Annotated in this window: 19 protein-coding genes; 14 read left to right on the plus strand and 5 right to left on the minus strand. The window is 45.2% G+C overall.

Features of this window, described 5'->3' with window-relative positions:
- The first annotated feature begins 22 nt into the window (after positions 1-22).
- The 14 genes from atpC to ilvA all read left to right on the plus strand — a co-directional run bounded on the left by atpC (position 23) and on the right by ilvA (position 14,876).
- Positions 23-274, plus strand: a complete 252-nt coding sequence (atpC, locus tag ACEN82_RS21140) for an ATP synthase F1 subunit epsilon (protein ID WP_091174059.1) — start codon at positions 23-25, stop codon at positions 272-274.
- A gap of 455 nt (positions 275-729) precedes the next feature.
- Positions 730-2,436, plus strand: coding sequence for a dihydroxy-acid dehydratase (gene ilvD, locus ACEN82_RS21145; protein ID WP_175490025.1), 1,707 nt, complete (start codon positions 730-732; stop codon positions 2,434-2,436).
- A 138-nt stretch (positions 2,437-2,574) separates the two neighbouring features.
- Positions 2,575-4,311 carry a biosynthetic-type acetolactate synthase large subunit gene (gene ilvB, locus ACEN82_RS21150; protein WP_413321049.1) on the plus strand — a complete coding sequence of 579 codons (1,737 nt, stop codon included), beginning with the start codon at positions 2,575-2,577 and terminating at the stop codon, positions 4,309-4,311.
- A gap of 21 nt (positions 4,312-4,332) precedes the next feature.
- Entirely contained in the window at positions 4,333-4,935 is a 603-nt protein-coding gene (gene ilvN, locus ACEN82_RS21155; RefSeq protein WP_090530083.1) for an acetolactate synthase small subunit, read from the plus strand.
- A gap of 226 nt (positions 4,936-5,161) precedes the next feature.
- Positions 5,162-6,220 carry a ketol-acid reductoisomerase gene (gene ilvC / locus ACEN82_RS21160; RefSeq protein WP_090531289.1) on the plus strand — a complete coding sequence of 353 codons (1,059 nt, stop codon included), beginning with the start codon at positions 5,162-5,164 and terminating at the stop codon, positions 6,218-6,220.
- A gap of 162 nt (positions 6,221-6,382) precedes the next feature.
- On the plus strand, positions 6,383-7,798 hold the full coding sequence (leuC, locus tag ACEN82_RS21165) for a 3-isopropylmalate dehydratase large subunit (RefSeq protein WP_413321050.1): 1,416 nt from the start codon (positions 6,383-6,385) through the stop codon (positions 7,796-7,798).
- A gap of 35 nt (positions 7,799-7,833) precedes the next feature.
- Positions 7,834-8,247 carry a GxxExxY protein gene (locus ACEN82_RS21170; RefSeq protein WP_413321051.1) on the plus strand — a complete coding sequence of 138 codons (414 nt, stop codon included), beginning with the start codon at positions 7,834-7,836 and terminating at the stop codon, positions 8,245-8,247.
- 58 nt (positions 8,248-8,305) lie between these two features.
- Positions 8,306-8,896: a 3-isopropylmalate dehydratase small subunit gene (gene leuD / locus ACEN82_RS21175; protein ID WP_413321052.1), complete on the plus strand. Its 591-nt coding sequence runs from the start codon at positions 8,306-8,308 to the stop codon at positions 8,894-8,896.
- A gap of 102 nt (positions 8,897-8,998) precedes the next feature.
- The gene (locus ACEN82_RS21180; RefSeq protein WP_413321053.1) at positions 8,999-9,796 is read left to right on the plus strand and encodes a methyltransferase domain-containing protein; all 798 of its coding nucleotides are present in this window, start codon (positions 8,999-9,001) and stop codon (positions 9,794-9,796) included.
- Positions 9,797-9,857: 61 nt separating this feature from the next.
- A complete protein-coding gene (gene leuB / locus ACEN82_RS21185) occupies positions 9,858-10,928 on the plus strand; it encodes a 3-isopropylmalate dehydrogenase (protein WP_091174124.1) in 1,071 nt (356 codons plus the stop codon).
- Between the two features lie 15 nt (positions 10,929-10,943).
- Positions 10,944-11,357: a hypothetical protein gene (locus tag ACEN82_RS21190; protein ID WP_495644014.1), complete on the plus strand. Its 414-nt coding sequence runs from the start codon at positions 10,944-10,946 to the stop codon at positions 11,355-11,357.
- A gap of 137 nt (positions 11,358-11,494) precedes the next feature.
- A complete protein-coding gene (locus tag ACEN82_RS21195) occupies positions 11,495-12,250 on the plus strand; it encodes a class I SAM-dependent methyltransferase (protein WP_413321055.1) in 756 nt (251 codons plus the stop codon).
- A gap of 206 nt (positions 12,251-12,456) precedes the next feature.
- Positions 12,457-13,623, plus strand: a complete 1,167-nt coding sequence (locus tag ACEN82_RS21200; protein ID WP_090530095.1) for a 2-isopropylmalate synthase — start codon at positions 12,457-12,459, stop codon at positions 13,621-13,623.
- A gap of 2 nt (positions 13,624-13,625) precedes the next feature.
- Positions 13,626-14,876 carry a threonine ammonia-lyase IlvA gene (gene ilvA, locus ACEN82_RS21205; protein ID WP_413321056.1) on the plus strand — a complete coding sequence of 417 codons (1,251 nt, stop codon included), beginning with the start codon at positions 13,626-13,628 and terminating at the stop codon, positions 14,874-14,876.
- Positions 14,877-14,961: 85 nt separating this feature from the next.
- Here ilvA and ftcD read toward each other — a convergent pair whose 3' ends face one another.
- From ftcD to ACEN82_RS21230, 5 genes are all read right to left on the minus strand, one after another.
- Positions 14,962-16,650, minus strand: coding sequence for a glutamate formimidoyltransferase (gene ftcD / locus ACEN82_RS21210; RefSeq protein ID WP_413321057.1), 1,689 nt, complete (start codon positions 16,648-16,650; stop codon positions 14,962-14,964).
- A 74-nt stretch (positions 16,651-16,724) separates the two neighbouring features.
- Positions 16,725-17,945, minus strand: coding sequence for an imidazolonepropionase (gene hutI / locus ACEN82_RS21215; RefSeq protein ID WP_413321058.1), 1,221 nt, complete (start codon positions 17,943-17,945; stop codon positions 16,725-16,727).
- A gap of 301 nt (positions 17,946-18,246) precedes the next feature.
- Positions 18,247-19,920: a urocanate hydratase gene (hutU, locus tag ACEN82_RS21220; RefSeq protein WP_413321059.1), complete on the minus strand. Its 1,674-nt coding sequence runs from the start codon at positions 19,918-19,920 to the stop codon at positions 18,247-18,249.
- Entirely contained in the window at positions 19,898-21,457 is a 1,560-nt protein-coding gene (hutH, locus tag ACEN82_RS21225) for a histidine ammonia-lyase (protein ID WP_413321060.1), read from the minus strand. Before hutH ends, hutU begins: the two co-directional genes overlap by 23 nt.
- On the minus strand, positions 21,450-21,959 hold the full coding sequence (locus ACEN82_RS21230; protein ID WP_413321061.1) for a MarR family winged helix-turn-helix transcriptional regulator: 510 nt from the start codon (positions 21,957-21,959) through the stop codon (positions 21,450-21,452). The genes hutH and ACEN82_RS21230 overlap by 8 nt, the downstream gene beginning before the upstream one ends.
- Between the last annotated feature and the right edge of the window lie 207 nt (positions 21,960-22,166).

Raw genomic sequence — 22,166 nt, forward strand, 5'->3', positions numbered from 1 at the left:
TAAATCTTGAATCTCAAAAAGCATGACATTAGAAATTCTTACTCCCGATAAAAAAGTTTACGAAGGCGAGGCCACCTCAGTAACCTTACCTGGTGCTTTGGGATTATTTGAAATACTGAACAACCACGCCCCAATCATTTCCACCCTTCAGGATGGCAAACTTACCGTACGCGGTGGTGCAGCTAAAGAAGAAGTGTTTTTTATTAAAGGCGGTGTTGTTGAAGCATTGAACAATAAAGTAACTGTTTTGGCCGAAGGTATTCAGCACAAATAGGCGCTACTTTATAACTTTACATAAAGCGCCCGGGTATCATTATCCGGGCGCTTTTTTTTGTGGGGTGATTTTGATTACAGACATAGGTTTAAGCATCCGCGCTTAATCGTGGACACGCCTTTATAAATGAACCTCTATTTTCAATCATGATCGACCTTCCACCCATTTCAGGCAGAAAATCGACAACTTACTATGCATGCATAAAAAACATACCGAATACCGTTTTGAACTTTGGTATATTTCATTAAAAATTTTATACCTTAATTTTAAAGTTAAACAGAATTAAATTTTATAAAATAAAAAAAATTAAAATAAAATACTTATTTCAAAAAATCAGTGGCGACTATTGCTATTGCCTGATGCTATGGCTACCTTACATATATTGATTTTCGATACCAAGTAAACCAGTATCATCAACAAAATTAAATACTAAAACTGTCTACATATCTAATAAAATGAGTTCATCATCAGATACCACCAACGCTATAGAATTGAACAAGTATAGCAAAACCTTTACCCAGGACCCAACCCAGCCTGCTGCACAGGCCATGCTTTACGGGATTGGCTTAACCGACGACGATATGCGCAAAGCACAGGTCGGCGTGGCCAGCATGGGTTATGATGGCAACACTTGTAACATGCACCTGAACGACCTGGCAAAACTGGTTAAGCAAGGTATCTGGGATGAAGATATGGTGGGCCTCATTTTCCACACCATTGGTGTCAGTGACGGTATGAGCAACGGGACTGAAGGTATGCGTTACTCATTGGTGAGCCGCGATATCATTGCCGATTCAATTGAGGCAGTTACCGGCGCTCAGTATTATGATGGTTTAATTACCCTCCCAGGCTGTGATAAAAACATGCCGGGTTCAATCATGGCAATGGGCCGTTTAAATCGTCCTTCAATCATGGTTTACGGTGGGACTATTAAACCGGGTCATTGGAAAGGTGAAGATTTGAACATCGTATCGGCATTTGAGGCTTTGGGTAAAAAGATTGCCGGCCAGATTGATGATGTTGATTTTATGGGCGTAATTAAAAACGCATGTCCAAGCGCCGGCGCCTGTGGCGGTATATATACAGCGAATACCATGGCTGCCGCCATCGAAGCATTGGGTATGAGTTTACCGTATTCATCATCAAATCCTGCCTTAAGCGCTGAGAAAAAAGCAGAATGCCTTGCCGCCGGTAAAGCTATCAAGGTGTTGTTAGAAAAGGATATTAAACCATCAGATATCATGACCCGTGAGGCATTTGAAAATGCTATCGTTGTGATCATGGTACTGGGCGGTTCAACCAACGCGGTATTGCACCTGATTGCAATGGCAAAAAGCGTTGACGTTAAATTAACCCAGGATGATTTCCAGGCAGTAAGTAACCGGATCCCGGTACTGGCCGATATGAAACCAAGCGGTAAATACATGATGGAAGATCTGCACAACATTGGCGGTGTTCCGGCTGTAATGAAATACTGTTTAGAGCAGGGCTGGTTACATGGTGATTGCCTTACTGTTACCGGTAAAACCATTGCCGAAAACCTTGCTGAGATTCCGGCACTGGAGTTTGAGACTCAAAAGATCATCAAACCGAAAGAAAACCCTATTAAAGCTACCGGTCACCTGCAAATTTTGTACGGAAACCTTGCCGAAGGTGGTAGCGTTGCCAAAATCACCGGTAAAGAAGGTGAACGTTTCACCGGCCCTGCCCGTGTATTTGACGGCGAGTTTGAACTGATTGCCGGTATCCAGAGCGGCCGTGTTAAAAAGGGCGATGTTGTGGTGATCCGCAACGTAGGCCCTAAAGGCGCGCCAGGCATGCCGGAAATGCTAAAACCAACCTCAGCCATATTCGGTGCCGGTTTGGGTAGTTCAGTTGCATTAATTACAGATGGACGCTTTAGCGGCGGTACGCATGGCTTCGTCGTCGGTCACATCACACCCGAGGCTTACGATGGCGGGTTTATAGCGATGGTAAAAGACGATGATATCATTAATATTGATGCTGTTGCCAATACTATAAACGTTTCGCTACCGCAAGAAGAAATAGCCGCACGCCGTGCCGCATGGCAAAAACCGGCGCTGAAGGTTACCAAGGGTGTGTTATACCGTTACGCTAAAAACGTAACTACCGCTGCCGAAGGCTGCGTTACCGACGAATAATTAATGAACAAAATGGCTCATTAAAAAAGCCATGAATAAAATGAACACAAACTAAGCCCGTTCATTTTAGCAAATTAGAGACAGATAGAATAAATCAGTTTAGCACCAAAAAGTGCTATGAATATAAAAAATACAGGTATGGAAACTGCACAAGAAACCTTAACCGCGCCAGCCGCCACCGAAACCGTAAACGTTTCAGGATCGGTAGCATTATTGGAAGCATTGATAGCCGAAGGTACCGATACCATTTTTGGTTACCCGGGCGGCGCTATCATGCCCATTTATGATGCTTTGTTTGATTATAATGATAAACTGACCCATATACTGGTACGCCACGAACAGGGCGGTATTCACGCCGGCCAGGGTTATGCACGTACATCGGGCAAAGTGGGTGTGGTATTTGCCACCAGCGGCCCGGGCGCTACCAACCTGGTAACAGGCTTGGCCGATGCCCAGATCGATAGTACCCCATTGGTTTGTATCACCGGACAGGTATTCGCGCACCTTTTAGGTACCGATGCCTTCCAGGAAACTGACGTAATCAACATCACCACCCCGGTTACCAAATGGAACTACCAGGTAACTGATGCCACCGAAATCCCGGAAGTTATTGCCAAGGCATTTTACATTGCCCGTAGCGGCAGGCCAGGTCCGGTATTGATAGACATTACCAAAAACGCGCAGATCCAGTTGTTTGATTTCGCAGGTTACAAACCATGCGATCATATCCGTAGCTACAGGCCGAAACCAATCGTTCGTCCGCAATATATTGAGCAGGCTGCTGCCCTAATCAACAGCGCTCAGAAACCTTTCATCCTGTTTGGTCAGGGTGTTATTTTGGGCGGTGCCGAGCAGGAGTTTAAAGCCTTTGTTGAAAAAAGCGGTATCCCTGCAGCATGGACAGTGCTTGGTGCCGGTGCTATCCCTTCCGATCACCCGTTAAATGTTGGTATGTTAGGTATGCACGGCAACTACGGCCCTAACGTGTTAACCAATGAGTGCGATGTATTGATCGCGATAGGTATGCGTTTTGACGACCGTGTAACCGGTCGCCTGGATAAATATGCTAAACAAGCAAAAGTTGTTCACTTAGATATTGACCCTGCCGAGATCGACAAAAACGTAAAATCAACCGTACCGGTTTGGGGCGATTGCAAAGAAACACTTCCGTTGTTAACCAAAGCCATCGAACAAAAACAACATACCGAATGGCTGGCCAAATTTAATGATTACACCCGCCAGGAAGTTGAGGCCGTTATCGATAACGAACTTAATCCAACTACACCTGAAATGACTATGGGCGAGGTAATCAAACAGCTTAACGAGATTACCAAAGGCGAGGCAGTTATCGTTACCGACGTAGGTCAGCACCAAATGGTAGCATGTCGCTACGCTAAGTTTAACAATACCCGCAGCAACGTAACCAGCGGTGGTTTAGGAACCATGGGGTTTGCATTGCCTGCTGCTATAGGTGCTAAATTTGGCGCTCAGGATCGTACTGTAGTAGCTATTATTGGCGATGGAGGTTTCCAGATGACCTGCCAGGAATTGGGTACTATTATGCAAAGCGGTATCGATGTAAAAATTATCATCCTTAATAACCGCTTTCTGGGCATGGTAAGACAATGGCAGGAATTATTTAATCAGCGCCGTTACTCATTTGTTGATATTCAAAGTCCGGATTTTGTGGCATTAGCCGCAGCATACCGCATCCCGGGCAAATTAGTTGATGACCGTGCAGATTTGACTGCAGCATTAAATGAAATGCTAACCGCACCGGGATCATTCCTTTTAGAAATAATGGTTACCAAAGAGAACAACGTATTCCCGATGGTACCACAAGGATGCAGCGTAAGCGAGATCAGGTTAAAGTAAGCCCTCTAAAAAAACAGAATCATGAGCGAAGCAGAAAAAAAACAGGAATTTAACATCACCATATATACCGAAAACCAAATTGGTTTATTAAGCAGGATAGCTATTATATTTACACGCCGTAAAATCAATATCGACAGCCTGAATACTTCTCCGTCGGAGATTGAAAGTATTCACCGTTTCAATATTGTAATTAACGAATATGAAGAGGTAGTACGTAAGCTTACCCGCCAGATAGAAAAACAGGTTGAGGTGTTAAAAGCATATTATCACACCAACGAAGATGTGATTTGGCAGGAATTAGCGTTATATAAGGTATCAACCGATGTAATTGCCGAAAAGGTTAGCGTTGAGCGTTTACTACGCGAAAACGGTGCTCGCGCGGTAGTGATCCGTAAGGACTACACTGTGTTTGAAACCACCGGTCACCGCGAGGAAACCGATAACTTGATCAACATATTACAACCTTACGGCCTGATTGAGTTTGTACGCAGCGCCCGTGTTGCTATCATTAAAGACAGTGAAGGCTTTAACAGCAAACTGCGCGAATTTGAAAGGCTTGAACCAGGTGAAGAGGTAATCGAAAATGAATACCTTAACCAGGGCGAGAAGGTGTTTACGATGTAAGACCGCCGAAGGCGGAGAGATTAGTGATTGGAGAATAGAGATTAGTTGAGTTGGTTCATGGTTGATAGATCATGGTTCATAGCCGGAAGTCATAATCAGCGAAATCAACGCAATCAAACCTCATCAACGGTCAAAATCGGTGTAATCAAAAAAAAATAAATTACTCAATACAAATAAAATCGGTGAAATCACCACTAATCGGTGAAATCACAAAAATCAAAAAACAATGGCAAAACTAAATTTCGGCGGCACTGAAGAAAACGTAGTAACCCGCGAAGAGTTCCCTTTATCAAAAGCTCAGGAAGTATTAAAAGATGAAGTAGTAGCGGTAATTGGCTACGGTGTACAAGGTCCGGGCCAGGCTCTGAACCAAAAAGACAATGGTATCAACGTAATTGTTGGTCAGCGTAAAGGCACTAAAACTTGGGATAAAGCTATCAGCGATGGTTTTGTACCCGGCGAAACACTTTTTGAAATTGAAGAAGCCTTGCAAAGGGGAACTGTGATTTGCTACTTATTGAGCGATGCAGCCCAGATTGCGTTATGGCCAACTGTTAAAAAACACTTAACCCCAGGCAAAGCCTTATATTTCTCTCACGGCTTTGGTATCACTTTCAACGAGCAAACAGGCATCGTGCCTCCTGCTGATGTTGACGTGTTCCTGGTTGCTCCTAAAGGTTCAGGTACCTCATTACGTCGTATGTTCTTGCAAGGCCGTGGCTTAAACTCAAGCTACGCTATCTTCCAGGATGCTACCGGTAAAGCATTTGACCGTGTTATCGCTTTAGGTATCGCTGTAGGTAGCGGTTACTTATTCGAAACTAACTTCAAAAAAGAAGTATACAGCGATTTAACCGGCGAGCGCGGTACTTTGATGGGTTGTGTTCAAGGTATCTTCGCTGCTCAGTACGATGTATTGCGCAGCCATGGTCACTCTCCATCTGAAGCATTCAACGAAACTGTTGAAGAGCTTACCCAATCATTAATGCCGCTTGTTGCAGAAAACGGCATGGACTGGATGTATGCAAACTGTTCAACTACTGCTCAACGCGGTGCGCTTGACTGGTGGAAAAAATTCCGTGACGCTACTAAACCAGTATTTGAAGAGCTTTACGAAAGTGTTGCTACAGGTAAAGAATCACAACGTTCTATCGACTCAAACAGCCAGCCAGATTACCGCGAAAAACTGGATGCCGAACTGAAAGAATTACGCGAAAGCGAATTATGGCAAGCAGGCAAAACTGTACGCAGCTTACGCCCTGAAAACCAGGTTGTAGAAGCGTAATAAATTAGGTGAAAGCCGAAAGGTAAAAGGCGAAAGGCCTTAAAATAAACTCACCAACACGTCATTGCGAGGCACGAAGCAATCCCAAACTTTACAGATCGGATCTGCTAATCGGGGATTGCTTCGTACCTCGCAATGACGTTACTAAAGAAAAATAATAAAATGGGACAAACATTATTTGATAAGATCTGGGATGCGCACGTCGTCAGCAGCAGCGAGGGGTTCCCGGATATTTTGTATATCGATACACATTTCATTCACGAGGTAACCAGTCCGCAGGCATTTGATGGTTTGCGTCAGAGGGGCTTACCCGTTTTCAGGCCAAAACAAACTGTGGCCACTGCAGATCACAACGTTCCAACCATTGATCAGCACTTACCCATTAAAGAAGAACTTTCACGCTACCAGGTAGATATGCTCACCAAAAACTGTAAAGAGTTTGGAGTTGAGCTATATGGCTTAGGCCACCCGTACCAGGGTATCGTTCACGTTATAGGTCCCGAACTGGGCATCACCCGTCCGGGTGGTACTTATGTTTGTGGCGACAGCCATACTTCAACCCACGGCGCTTTTGGTGCTATTGCCTTTGGTATTGGTACCTCGCAGGTTGAGCAGGTGTTGGCTACCCAATGTTTACTTCAGTCGCGCCCAAAACGCATGAAAATTGAAGTGAACGGAAAATTGCAAAAAGGCGTTGGTGCCAAAGATATTATCCTTTACATCATATCGCAGATCTCGGCTGCCGGCGGTACCGGTTATGCTGTTGAGTATGCAGGCGATACCATCCGCTCACTGAGCATGGAAGGCCGCATGACCATCTGCAACATGAGTATTGAGATGGGTGCACGTTGCGGACTGATTGCTCCCGACGAAACCACCATCAACTACGTAAAAGGCCGCGAATTTGCCCCTAAAGGCGAGGAGTGGGACAAAGCAGTTGCCTACTGGAAAACTTTATACTCTGATGCTGACGCATCTTTTGATGAAGTATTATCCTTTAAAGCCGAAGATATTGAGCCGATGATCACCTACGGAACCAATCCGGGTATGGGCATCGGTGTTACACAACATGTTCCTGAAACAGCTTCATTTGAAGCCAAAGAGCAGGGATCATATAAAAAAGCCCTTGATTACATGGGCCTGCACGATGATGAAACACTATTGGGTAAACCAATTGATTACGTCTTCATCGGCAGCTGCACCAACTCGCGCATTGAAGACCTCCGTCAGGTTGCCGAATTTGTAAAAGGCAAACACAAAGCCGATAATGTTACCGTATGGGTAGTTCCCGGCTCAAAACAAGTACAGCAACAGGCTATTGCCGAAGGCCTCGACAAGATATTTAACGAAGCCGGTTTCCCACTCCGCGAACCAGGTTGCAGTGCATGCCTTGGCATGAACGAGGATAAGATCCCGGCAGGTAAATACTGCGTATCAACCTCAAACCGCAACTTTGAAGGAAGACAAGGACCAAACAGCCGTACATTCCTTGCCAGCCCGCTTACCGCGGCAGCAAGTGCTATAACAGGTGTGGTTACGGATATCCGCGAATTTTTGAAGGAAGAGGAATTGGTCTGAACTCGAATTTTATAGGAATTGGATGAATTAACAGAATGGAAATTAATAGAAAACGGACACCTGAAGAGTTTAAAGATTGTACGAGCAAAATAATTGGCTGTGCCATGCGTGTACATTCAACTTTGGGTAACGGTTTCCAGGAAGTAATTTATCAACGAGCCTTAGAAATGGAAATGAGTTTGGAAGGGCTGGGATTTGTCCGGGAACTGGAGATGCCGATCTTTTATCGTGGCGAACAAATCGGTACAAGGAGAGTGGACTTCTTTGTGGAAGGCGAAATAATGGTTGAACTGAAGGCTATTGCTCAGTTAGAAAACGTTCATTTAGCTCAGGCCATAAATTACCTCGAAGCTTATAATATCCAGACAGGTCTACTTATAAACTTCGGAAGCTTAAGTATGGAGTTTAAAAGATTATTGAATAAAAAATATATCTCAAATCTGAATTAAATGAATTTATTCGATTCGAAAAATTCATTTAATTCAAAAAATTCGAGTTCAGACAATTATGGCAACTAAAATATTTAAACACATTCAAACCAGCGTAGTGCCTTTGCCTATCGAAAACATCGATACGGATCAAATCATTCCTGCAAGGTTTTTGAAGGCCACTACGCGCGATGGTTTTGGCAATAATTTATTCCGCGACTGGCGTTTTGATGAGAACGATAATCCTAAAGCGGATTTCGTACTTAATCACCCAACTTTTAGCGGTAAGGTATTGGTAGCCGGTAAAAACTTTGGCTGCGGCAGTAGCCGTGAGCATGCTGCATGGGCCATATCTGATTATGGTTTCGATGCAGTAGTGAGCAGCTTTTTTGCCGATATCTTTAAAGGCAACGCCCTTAACAATGGCTTATTACCGGTACAGGTAAGCGACGATTTTCTGAAAAAGATCTTCGATGCTGTTTATGCCGATCATAAAACCGAAGTAGAGATAGACCTCGAAAGCCAGACCATCGCCATTTCATCAACCGGCGAAAAAGAAAGCTTCGAAATCAACCCGTACAAAAAAGCCTGTCTGATAAACGGCTACGATGATATCGACTACATCTTAAGCCAAAAAGGAAAAATTGAGGAGTTTGAGGAAGCAAAATAGTTTATGGTCGATAGTCCATAGACCATGGATAAAACACTATGGACTATGGACCATCGACTATGGACCATCGACTATGGACCAAACTAATGAACTAATGAACTAATGAACCAACAAAAACATATTCAGCGAGAAGGTAAAGGTACCGCCAAATTATTCGACGAACGGAGTTTAGCGAATGATTATGCTACCCTTGCCCCTCTGCTCAGGCCTGGCCTGAAGGTGCTGGATGTGGGTTGTGGTACCGGCGCTATCTCTAAGGATATTGCCGCATTGGTTGGTGAAAGCGGTCATGTTACGGGCATTGATAATACCGAATATTTTATCCAGAGCGGTATGGAAACTTACGCTTCGGTTCAAAATATGGAGCTCATCTATACCGATCTGTTCAGCTTTGAGCCGGAAGAACAGTACGATCTTATTGTATCGGCCCGCGTTTTACAATGGCTGAGCAATCCAGTTGAGGCTTTGAAAAAAATGTATTCGTTGTTAAAACCTGGTGGTACGGTATCCATTTTGGATTATAACCACGAGGCTTTACAATGGCAACCGCAACCACCGGCAAGCATGCAACGCTTTTATGCTACCTTTTTAAGGTGGAGAGACGATGCCGGCATGAATAACCATATTGCCGAAGATTTGCCGGAATATTTGCAGGAAGCAGGCTTTAACAACGTCGAAGTATTTAATGCCGATGAGGTTTACCAAAAAGGCGAATATAACTTTGAAGGCAAAGCAGGCATCTGGGCAAAAGTAGCTCAATCAAAGCAAATGGTTGAGGAAGGCTACATCGACGATGAATCGCGCTTGCAGGCCATTGACGAGTATACCCACTGGGTAGAAAACGAGGCCGAGAAAATGGTGATGAAACTAAAAGAAGTAAGAGGAATTAAACAGGCTTAAGTCCTGAAATTATTAACCATAAAATAAAAAATCCCCCTTTAGGGGGTTTGGGGGCATGGGAATTAAAAAACATATATTAGTAATACCCGGCGACGGGATAGGCCCGGAGGTTACCACCTGGGGTAAAGCAGTTTTAGAAAAAATCGGTCAGGATTTTGGCCACGAATTTACTTTCGACGAAGCCCTGATGGGCCATGCGGGTATTGAGGCAACCGGAAATCCGCTGCCCGATGAAACACTGGCTAAAGCTAAAGCAAGCGACGCTATCCTGTTTGGCGCTATTGGTCACATCAAATATGATAATGATCCGTCGGCAAAAGTTCGCCCGGAGCAGGGATTATTAAAGATCCGTAAAGAGCTTGGTTTATATGCCAACCTGCGCCCTATTATGCTGTTTGATGAGCTTCTGGATGCATCAAGCCTTAAGCCTGAAATATTGAAAGGTACAGATATCCTGTTCTTCCGCGAACTAACCGGCGACGTTTACTTCGGTGAGAAAAAACGCAGTGAAGACCGCAACACGGCTTCTGACCTGATGATCTATTCACGTTATGAAGTTGAGCGTATTGCTATTAAAGCATATGAGGCAGCGCGTGTACGTGGTAAAAGATTATGCTCTGTTGATAAAGCTAACGTATTGGAAGCTTCCCGCTTATGGCGTGAGGTAGTACAGGAAATTGCTAAACAATATCCTGATGTTGAAACCGAGCATATGTTTATTGATAACGCGGCCATGCAGCTGGTTAAAAATCCTAAAAAGTTTGATGTGGTATTAACTGCCAACCTTTTTGGCGATATCCTTACCGACGAAGCATCACAAATTGCAGGTTCAATGGGGATGCTGGCTTCAGCTTCAGTTGGTGATGGCACAGGTTTTTTTGAGCCTATACATGGTTCGGCACATGATATTGCCGGGCAGGACAAAGCAAACCCGCTGGCATCAATATTATCAGTAGCTTTAATGCTTGAAATTAGTTTCGGCTTAAAAGATGAGGCTAAAAAGATAACAGACGCAATTGATAAAACGCTGAAAGACGGTTACCGCACAGGAGATATCGCTGATGCCAATACTGATAAAGTGAAAATTTTAGGCACTACGGCAATGGGCCAAAAAGTGCTTGAATATTTATAGTAGTTAGCCATTATCATGATGACGAAGTTCAGCATTTTCATGATGATTTTGTTCCTCTTCTGCGGCTATGGAGCCAATAACGGAGGAGGGACATTCGCTTTCATTGAGGTGCTGATGGCCATGAGCATGGATGATAACGAAAAGCTTGAAAACCTGGTTTTATTATTTGCGATAACAGGTCAGATAGCCGGGGTTTATGCCATCATCCGCTCAAACAGCAGGCTGATGTTATGGGTGATTATAGCCCTCAGCCTGGTGGTAATAGTTGTTACCGCAGCTTCGGCAGATGCCATTGGCAAGGTGATTTGGGTTAATAGTTTGTTCGTGGTAAGTGCGGTGGTTTATACCATACTGTATATTAAGCACAAAATAAGAGCGCAGGACATTGCGATTCCTTCCTTGGGGAAGGAGGAGGAAGGGGTTAGATAAGCGCGTAGCAGAAACCCTTCCCTGCCACAACACAACCTGCCGCCCCCCAAAGGAGGGAATTGAAATAAAATCGGTAAAATCCCGACAAAAACAAAATCGGTGTAATCAAAAAATCATCGGTGTAATCAAAGAAAAAAATGAAATGGAACGCTGATTTATACGACCAAAAGCATGCCTTCGTATTTAAATACGGAGAAGACGTGCTTGAGTTTTTGGATGTGAAACCTGGTGAGCGCATCCTTGACCTGGGTTGCGGCACAGGCCATTTAACTAAACTAATACAGGATAAAGGTGCCATCGTAAAAGGCACCGATTATTCGCCCGAAATGATAGCCCAGGCTAAACAGCTTTATCCTGATGTTGACTTTTCGGTGGAGAACGCGGCTGATTTTCACGCCGAAGAAAAGTACGATGCTGTATTCTCGAACGCTGCGCTGCATTGGGTGCTTGATGCCAATGGTGCTATCCACAGCGTAGCCAAAAGCCTTAAACAGGGCGGCAGGTTTGTTGCCGAAATGGGCGGCCAGGGCAATGTTGAACGTTTGATTGAGGCTACCAAACTGGTACTGCATAATCATGGTTACAATGAAAAAGCTGATACCAAAGTATGGTATTTCCCTTCGGTTGGCGAATATGCTACCAAACTGGAAGAGCATGGTTTCAGGGTTACCTACATGATTCATTATGATCGTAAAACCCCGCTGCAGGATGGCGATCAGGGCGTAGCCAAATGGATTACCATGTTTGGCGCACAGTTTTTAGAGGGCATTCCCGAGGGTGAGAAAGAACAAATCCTGGCCGAGATCACCAAAAAGCTTGAACCTTTTTACAATGATAACGGCCAATGGTATGCCGATTATAAAAGGTTAAGATTTATTGCCATTAAAAAATAGATATGAGACGTGAGATTTGAGATATGAGATTTTTTTCTCTAACTTGAATACTCGCTTCTTCAAAGAGATATGAGACGTGAGATATGAGATTTCTTTATATCTCAAATTATACCTCTAACAAAAATAAAAGAAACAAAAAATAACAATATAGATGATTAGGCATGAGTCTCAAATCTCATATCTAACATCTCAAATCTAAAAAAGATATGTTACACGATCCCAACCGCGTTTATGTTTTTGATACCACGCTCCGCGATGGCGAGCAGGTACCGGGTTGCCAGTTAACAACCCCCGAAAAGATTGAGATAGCTAAGGAACTGGAACTACTGGGCGTGGATATTATTGAAGCAGGTTTCCCGGTTTCAAGCCCGGGCGACTTCCAAAGCGTTGTTGAAATTTCAAAAGCTGTTAAAGAACCTACCGTTTGTGCGCTTACGCGTGCCAACAAAGGTGATATTGACGCTGCTGTAGCATCTCTGCAGTATGCCAAACGCCCGCGCATCCATACCGGTATCGGTTCGTCTGATATGCACATTAAGCATAAATTCAACAGCACCCGCGAAGAGATCTTAGAGCGCGCTGTTGAAGCCGTTAAATACGCAAAAAAATCAGTTGAAGACATTGAGTTTTATGCTGAAGATGCCGGTCGTGCAGATGTGGTTTACCTGGCACAAATGGTTGAGGCTGTTATCGCCGCCGGTGCAACTGTAGTAAACATTCCCGATACAAACGGTTACTGCTTACCAGACCAATACGGTGCTAAGATCAAATTTTTGAAAGAGAACGTTAAAAATATTGATAAAGCTATTATCTCGGTACATTGCCATAATGATCTTGGTTTGGCTACTGCCAACTCAATAGCTGGTTTACAAAACGGTGCCCGCCAAATTGAAGGTACTATTAACGGTATCGGCGAGCGTGCAGGTAACACTTCTATCGAAGAAGTGGTGATGATCCTGAAAACGCATCACACCCTGGGCCTGCATACCAATATCGACTCTAAACGGTTCTATGAGCTGAGCCAGATGATCCGCACGCAAATGCGAATGCCGGTACAGCCTAATAAAGCTATTGTAGGTGCAAATGCCTTTGCACACAGCTCAGGTATTCACCAGGACGGCTTCCTGAAAATGCGTGAAAATTACGAGATCATTCGCCCTGAAGATGTAGGCTTTCCGAGCGCCACAATAGTGCTAACCGCGCGCAGCGGCAGGCATGCTCTGAAATTCCATCTGGAGCGTTTAGGATACACGCTGGATAAGGAAGAACTTGCTTTTGTTTACAATAACTTTTTAACGCTTGCCGATAGCAAGCTTGACATAAATGACCAGGATTTGCAAGGCCTTATGGCGCACCGACTGGTAAAAAATTAACAATGGAAACTGATACAAAAAGCCAGCTTGATTTTGAAGCGGCATACCAGCGGATAAAAGACGTTGTGAAACGTACCCCGCTGCAATATAACGCCGGTCTTTCGGCAAAATATGAGTGTGAGGTTTATTTAAAACGCGAAGACCTGCAGGTTGTTCGCTCATATAAGTTGCGCGGCGCATACAACATGATCAGTCAGTTAAATGACGATGAGTTGAGCCGCGGCGTAGTTTGCGCCAGTGCGGGTAACCATGCCCAGGGCGTAGCTTTTTCATGCAACAAAAAAGGTATTAAAGGCGTAATTTTTATGCCCGAAATTACCCCCAAACAAAAGGTTAAACAAACCGCCATGTTTGGCAACGGTAATATAGAGATTGTGCTAACCGGCGATACTTTTGATGATTGCCTGGCCGAAGCCCTTGCCTACACCGAAAAAAATCAAATGACCTTCATCCCTCCCTTTGATGACTACCGCGTTATTGAGGGCCAGGGAACCGTAGGCGTTGAAATACTGCAGGACCTCCCCGATGTTGAAGTGGCGATTATGCCCATCGGTGGCGGTGGCTTTGCATCTGGAACAGGCACCTACCTTAAAAACAACAATCCCAATATCCACCTGATAGGCGTTGAGCCCGAAGGGGCTCCATCAATGCTGGGTGCGATAAACCACGGTAAGCCAATTACGTTAGATGAGATAGACCGCTTTGTTGACGGTGCCGCTGTTAAGCGTGTTGGTACGTTAACTTACAACATCTGTAAAGAAATCCTGAATGACATGCTGTTGGTGCCCGAAGGTAAAATTTGCACCACCATACTCAAGCTATACAACGAGGATGCCATTGTGGTTGAACCTGCCGGGGCACTATCTGTAGCTGCGCTCGATGCCTGCAAAGAGCAGATCAAAGGCAAAAAAGTGGTTTGCATCATCAGCGGCGGTAATAACGATATTGCCCGCATGCAGGAGATCAAAGAAAAATCACTACTGTACGAAGGCTTAAAACATTACTTCATTGTTCGCTTCCCGCAACGTCCGGGTGCTTTGAAGTTATTTGTGAACAGTGTGTTAGGCCCCGGTGATGATATTACCCGTTTCGAGTTCATCAAAAAGAATGAAAAAGAAAACGGCCCGGCATTGGTAGGTATCGAACTAAAAAACGCTGAAGATTATCCAGCATTGTTACAACGGATGCATGCGCACCGTTTCAATGTTATTGAACTGAATAAAGATCAGACTTTGTTTGAGTATTTGGTGTGATCTACTAAGTCTCAAATCTACCGTCAAGCCCTTTATAAGACTTACGAAGTTTTAAAAACTTCGTAAGTCTGTCTTAAATACCCCGCTATTCCAACCCTATCTTCCCATTCACCAGCTCAATGATCTCAGCTTCAAGCGCAATCGCTTTTCGCTCAATTTCATTGCCACGGTAAATAACGTCAACTACATAGCTTTTATCTTTATAACCCGAAGCGTTGATCTTAACGTTCATAAATGCACCTAACACGGCTGTACGGGCACAAAGGGCGGCCACACCGGCATCGGTTATGGAATTGGGGTTACCGCTTAGTGCCATTGCTTTTATTACTTCCATGCTGTCCAAAGCGGCTTCCATAACCTTAAAAGGAATTTCAATAGCATAGCGGGTAGCATCCTGAATAGCTTTATCACGGATTGCCCTTTCCTCGTCGTTTGATTTTGGAAGAGCAAACGCCTGCATGATCTGATTAAAGGCTGTTGTATCCTGGTCGACCAATGCTAACAGTTCATTTTTAAATTGTTGTCCTTTCTGCGCCCAGTCGCTAAATTCCTGCCAGCGGTTATCCCAGCCTTTTTTGTGAGAGCTCAGATTAGCCACCATGGTAGCCAGTGATGCCCCCAAAGCGCCAACAGCTGCTGATATCGAACCGCCACCCGGTGCCGGGCTTTCGCTGGCAGTTTCATCGGCCAGATCGATAAGGCTCATGTTAATAAGTTTGCTGTCGGCTTTATCTTTCAGCAAATATTCAATGATCCGTTCTTCGGGTTTAAAGGGTGAAAGCTCATCAAGCCCCATCGATTTAATAGCTATCCTGATCAGTTCTTTTTCGCTTACTCCTACAGAACGCTGCTGCTTCTCTAAAAAGTATTTGCCTGCATCAAGCATCGCTTTCAATGGGATCAATCCCACCAGTTCACTGCCGGTTACCCTGATGCCGCGTGCAGCAGCTTTATCGCACACTTCGTCAAAAGCTTTATGAACCGGGGTAACATTGATATTGGTCAAATTCATCGAGATCTGGGCAACGCCATATTCCTCAATGTACCAGCCGATAGCTTTTACAGATTTCAACGAACCCGGAATGGTTTTGGCTTTGCCATGTTCGTCATATACTATTTTACCGTTGATTGGGTCCCCTTCGCGCAGGGTACGGCCGGCTTCACGCACGTCAAAAGCGATAGAATTTGCCCTGCGGACGGATGTAGTATTCAGGTTAACATTATAAGCCACCAAAAAATCACGGGCACCAATCACAGTAGCCCCACGTTTAACATCATTCTCCGCCGGACCGAAATCGGGTGCCCATTCCGGTTGCTTGATCTTCTTGAAAAAACCCTCATACTCCCCTGCGCGGATCACCGAGAGGTTGCTCCGGCTTTTGTTAGGTTGTGCCGCCTCATACAAATAAACCGGGATCTGTAACTCCTCGCCAACGCGTTTGGCAAGCTGCGTTGCATATTCAGCAGTTTCCTCCATGGTGATATTACTAATCGGGATCAGCGGACAAACATCCGTTGCGCCCATCCTTGGGTGCTCGCCTTTTTGCCTGCTCATATCAATCAGCTCGCCGGCTTTTTTTATGGCGCGATAAGCGGCTTCAATCACTTTCTCCGGTTCGCCTACGAAGGTCACTACAGTTCGGTTAGTGGCCTTTCCCGGATCAACATTAAGCAGGCTTACTCCCTCAACAGATTCAACTGCGTCTGTTATTTGTTTAATGATATCGAGGTTAACACCTTCGCTAAAATTGGGTACGCATTCTATTAATTTCATTTGAGAGATTGGAGGTTAGAGATCAGAGGTTAGTTTTTAGTGTTCGTGAGTAATCAGCAAAAATAATTTTTATATCAATGGTTGGCTGTCCATACATGATTCGGTTTTAGTTTTCCCTGTTGGTATAAGATCTCACGGTAATCATTACATGGATAGGCCTGCATATCGGCAAGCTTACCTTTGGTTAATACACCGCGATCATTTAGTTTTAATGCCTGTGCTGCGCGATAAGTTAAACCGGCGAAAACTTCGGCCGTGTTTAACTTCTCAGCCGCCGCCATTACCGATGCCTGCATCAGCAGATCGCCCATTGGAGCCGAACCGGGATTCCAGTCGCTGGCAATAGCGAGGCAGGCCCCGGCATCAAGCAGCTTCCGGGATGGGGCATATCCCATTCCCAAACCCAGCGAGGCACCCGGTAAAGTTACTGCAACAGTATCTGAATTGGCCAATAATTTTATCTCATAATCGCCGCTCGCTTCCAAATGATCTGCAGAAGCCGCTCTGGCTTTAACTGCAACTTCGCTGCCACCTGTTGTAAACTGATCTGCATGAACAGTAGCCTCAAAACCCATTTGCTTGGCCCTGCTTAAATAAAACAGCGCATCGCTGGTATTAAAAGCGCTTTGCTCAATAAAAATATCCACCCTGCTGGCTAAATCCTGTTGCTTTATCTTCGGCAACAGATCATTTAACAAATATTTCAGGTATTCATTTCCTTCATCATCATCATCTTTCGGTTTAATGTGCGCAGCGAGGCAGGTTGGCACAATATGAGCATGAGTTTTGTTAGCAGCCTGGTGAATGGCCTTTAGCTGCTTCAATTCTTCCATTACCGACAAACCATAACCGCTTTTTATTTCAATAGTTGTTACACCTTCTGCCAAATGACGGGCTATCCGTTTCGCCAGTAAATTGCTTAATTCAGTTTCAGTGGCCGAACGGGTTTGAGTTACAGAATCCCAGATGCCGCCGCCAGATGCTGCAATCTCGAGGTAGCTTTTACCGGCATTGCGCATGGCATAATCCTTAGCCCTGCTACCTGCAAAACAAATATGCGTATGGCAATCCACAAACCCGGGCAGCAATACATGATCGTCGGTAATTTCTTCTATTTGTGCCGATGTATAATTTTTGCGAAGCTTTTCAAAATCATCAACAGCAAGTATCACTCCATCTTCAATTAACACACCGCCATTGGCAATTATGTGCAATTGCTCATCTTTCAGGGCACCTTTAAGCGATAAGCCTGTTAAAGGCAGTATTTGTGTAAACGGACCTGTTAGTTTTTTCATCGTTCTATCTTAGATCGGGGGCTGCTTCGTATCTACCCATGACATAATAAAAATCAAGGTCATGCTGAACTTGTTTCAGCACCCCACTCGCTAAGCGGCCATGCTAAGCAAAGCGGCCACCTGTCCTATGGGATGCCGAAATAAATTCGGCATGACGGTAGGCATATGTTATCTTCCTTCAAAGGCCGCGGATTTTTACGTTCCCTCAGGGTCTCTCGCAGAGGACCCTGAGGATTATCGCGTTCTAAGTATCTATCAGGCCGACAGCGAATCTGCGTGGGGTATAACATTATTACTTGCTTTACCACACTTTTAACCCAAACTTATCCGCCCACTCCGCAGCCTTATCGTATCCTGCATCAGTATGTCTAAAGATACCCATCGCAGGATCATTGTACAGCACCCGTTTCAGGCAGGTTGCTGCGCGATGGCTGCCGTCGGCCAGTACTACCATGCCGGCGTGTTGAGAATAACCCATCCCTACACCGCCGCCGTGGTGGAACGAAATCCAGGTTGCTCCACCCGAGGCATTGGCCATCAGGTTAAGCAGCGGCCAGTCGGATACCGCGTCCGAGCCATCTAACATGGCTTCCGTTTCCCGGTTGGGCGATGCTACTGAACCACAGTCCAGGTGGTCGCGACCGATCACTATCGGGCCTTTTACTTTGCCGGATGCCACCAGTTCGTTAAATATCAGTCCGGCTTTTTCACGTTCGCCCATCCCAAGCCAGCAGATGCGGGCAGGCAGGCCCTGAAATGCAATTTTTCCCCGCGCTTTTTTAAGCCAGGTGATCAAAGGTTTATTTTCGGGAAAAGCTTCGATCAGCGCCTGATCGGTAGCATAAATATCCTCCGGATCGCCGGATAACGCTACCCACCTGAACGGACCTTTACCCTCGCAAAACAGCGGACGGATATAAGCCGGCGTAAAACCCGGAAAGTTAAAAGCATCGGCCTCGCCGCCCTGCCGCGCAAACTCGCGCAGGTTGTTGCCATAATCGAAAGTGATAGCCCCTTTACTTTGCAAATCCAGCATCAAACCCACATGCCTTGCCATACTTTTCAGCGAAAGCCGTTTATATTCAACCGCATCGCTTTTCCTCAAAGCAGCGGCAGCATCTAATGACAAACCATTGGGAATATAGCCATTTAACGGATCATGTGCCGAAGTTTGATCCGTAAGTATATCAGGAATGAAACTATCTTTCAATAGCTTTTCGAGCAAATCACCGGCATCGCTCACTAATCCTACCGAAAGTGTTTCTTTTTTGGCGATAGCTTCTTTTATCCATGTGATGGCTTCATCATACGAATCCGTCATCCTGTCAATATATTTCGTATCAACCCGTTTTTGAATCCGTGATGCATCTACATCGGCACCTAAAAACACAGCACCCGCCATAGTTGCTGCCAACGGCTGAGCGCCACCCATGCCACCTAAACCGGCGCTTACAATAAGCTTCCCTGTCAGGTCGCCATTAAATTGCTGATTACCGCATTCCACAAAAGTTTCATAGGTGCCCTGTAAAATACCCTGTGTGCCTATGTAGATCCAGCTGCCGGCTGTCATTTGGCCATACATCATCAGTCCTTTTTCGCGCAGCTCATTAAAATGCTCCCAGTTGGCCCAGGCAGGTACCAGGTTACTGTTGGCAATCAAAACCCTCGGCGCTTCTGGATGGCTACGGATAATACCAACCGGCTTACCCGACTGGATCAGCAGCGAGTGATATTCGTCCAATTCCAGCAGCAACTCAATAATTTTGCGAAGCGCCTCCGTGTTACGCGCGGCCTGACCAATACCTCCGTAAACTACTAACTCATCTGGATTTTCGGCTACCTGGCCATCGAGGTTATTAAGCAGCATCCTGAGCGGGGCCTCAGTTTGCCAACTTTTGGCATGAAGCTGCGTACCATGCGGTGCTTTGTACACCGGATGATTAGCGTAGGTTTTAATAAATTCCGAACTCGTCATGATTTAAATCTATTTGGTGAGCAATAGCAGCTTCACCTGCAGTTTTCAGCAGGGAGCCATCCGTAATAAGTTTGTGGAGGCTGTTAATATCAACAGCAAAAACGCGGTCATCCTGTATAAAATCAACATGTTGCCTTACCAACTGATGGCAAGCTTCAATAACCGGGGTTGACTTTAACGGCCTGCGAAAATCCATAGCCTGGGCAGCATAAAGCAACTCAATAGCCTGAATGTATTCAATATTGTCTATTACCTGATGCAACTTGCGCCCGCTGATAGAGCCCATTGACACATGATCTTCCTGCCCAAGCGAGGTTGGCACGCTATCGGCACTGGCCGGAAAACACAAAGTTTTATTTTCGGTAACAAGGGCGGCAGTAGTGTACTGCGGGATCATCAAGCCCGAATTAAGCCCGGCATCATGCGTAAGCAGTTTGGGCAAACCGTAACGACCTTCGCTCATCAGGTAGCAGCGCCTGTCGGCAATATTGCCAATTTCGGCTGCCGCTGTAGTTGCATAATCAAGCGGCAAAGCCAGTGGTTGCCCGTGAAAATTTCCCCCGCTAATGGTATCATCAGCATTAAAAATAACCGGGTTATCGGTAACAGAATTGAGCTCAATTTCGGTAAGCTCTTTCAAGTGCAGCCATGCGTTACGTGATGCACCATGCACCTGCGGCATACAGCGCAACGAATATGGATCCTGTACCCTATCACAATTTATGTGCGAGGAATTGATTTCCGATCCGTCAAGCAAAGTAAACAGGCGATGGGCTACCATCCTTGTACCTTTAAAAGGCCTGATCTGGTGCAGCCGCTCATCAAAAGGGCGGATAGAGCCCATCAATCCCTCTAATGACATAGCACCGATGAGGTCGGCGCGGTTCAGGGCATCATCCAGGCGCTGCACAGCTTTAACAGCAAAAGCAAGGATAAACTGTGTACCATTGATGAGGGCGAGACCTTCTTTTGGGCCAAGCGATAATGGCTGTAAACCGTGTTTGTTTAAAAGCTCTCCGGCCGGTATCCTTTCGCCATTTTCAAACACCTCTCCCAAACCAATTAATGGTAAAAACAGGTGAGATAATGGTGCCAGATCACCGGAAGCACCGACAGAGCCTTTTTCGGGAACTACCGGGATAATATCATTATCGATATGCCAGATGATCCGTTCAAGCGTTGCAAGCGCAATACCCGAATAGCCTTGTGCCAAAGCCTGCACTTTAGTAATCATCATGAGTTTGGCAATTTCCTGCGGGATGGGTTTCCCGACACCTACGCTATGACTTTTGAGGATATTACTTTGCAGCAAACTGGTATCTTGTTCCGAGATCCGGGTATCGCACAGCGGGCCGAAACCGGTATTGATGCCATAAACCGGATGATGGCTATGCACAATCTTTTCAACCTCGCGCCATGAAGATTTGATCATGTCGGCGGCTTCATTGTTAATAATACCCTTGGTTTTGCCTGCTGCTATATCAAGGCAAATGCCTATGGTAAGGTGGTCGGTGCCGTAATTAAATATATCAGTCATTGCCGGCGGGTTTTAAATTGGTATTCAGTTTTTCAACGATGTTATCGGCCAGTTTAGTTTGGCGGAATGTATTTTCAAGCGCGCTTATTGCCGGCAATAATTGTTTTGCAGTTTCGTCTTTAGCAACAAGTTCGGCCATCGACAGGCTGATAGCATCCCAAACAGGTATGACCTGCTTCAGCAACTCACGCCCTTCGGCAGTAAGGGTAACCAGTTGCCGCCTGCCATCGTCGCTACAGGTATCAGTACTTACAAGTCCCCGTTTTTTCAGGTTAGTGATCAGCTGACTGGCAGCTGGGTGTGAAACCTCTATCTGTTCGCTTAATTCTTTGATAGATAAAGCATCATTCTTTGATAATAAATAAAACACGGGAAACCAGCTGGCATCAAAATCGATACCTGCGGTTTGATAAGCACGATTAATTTCGGCCAAAAAAGCTTCACTCAGCCGCCTCAAACGGCTGCCCAAAACCAGATGCCCGAGGCTTTGATATAAATTCATGATGCAATTTATATAAGCGCTTATATAATTGCAAATTTATTTTTGGAGTCGTTTAAATATTATGTTTTTTGAATGTAGAGACGCATCACATGCGTCTACCCTTGCAAATTCTTGGAGTTACTGCCTTACAAAGCACCTTATCCTAAAGGAGACGCATGTGATGCGTCTCTACATACCTTTCAAATAAAATTTAAACAGCCTCATAAT

It is taken from the genome of Mucilaginibacter sp. Mucisp73 (assembly GCF_059491465.1).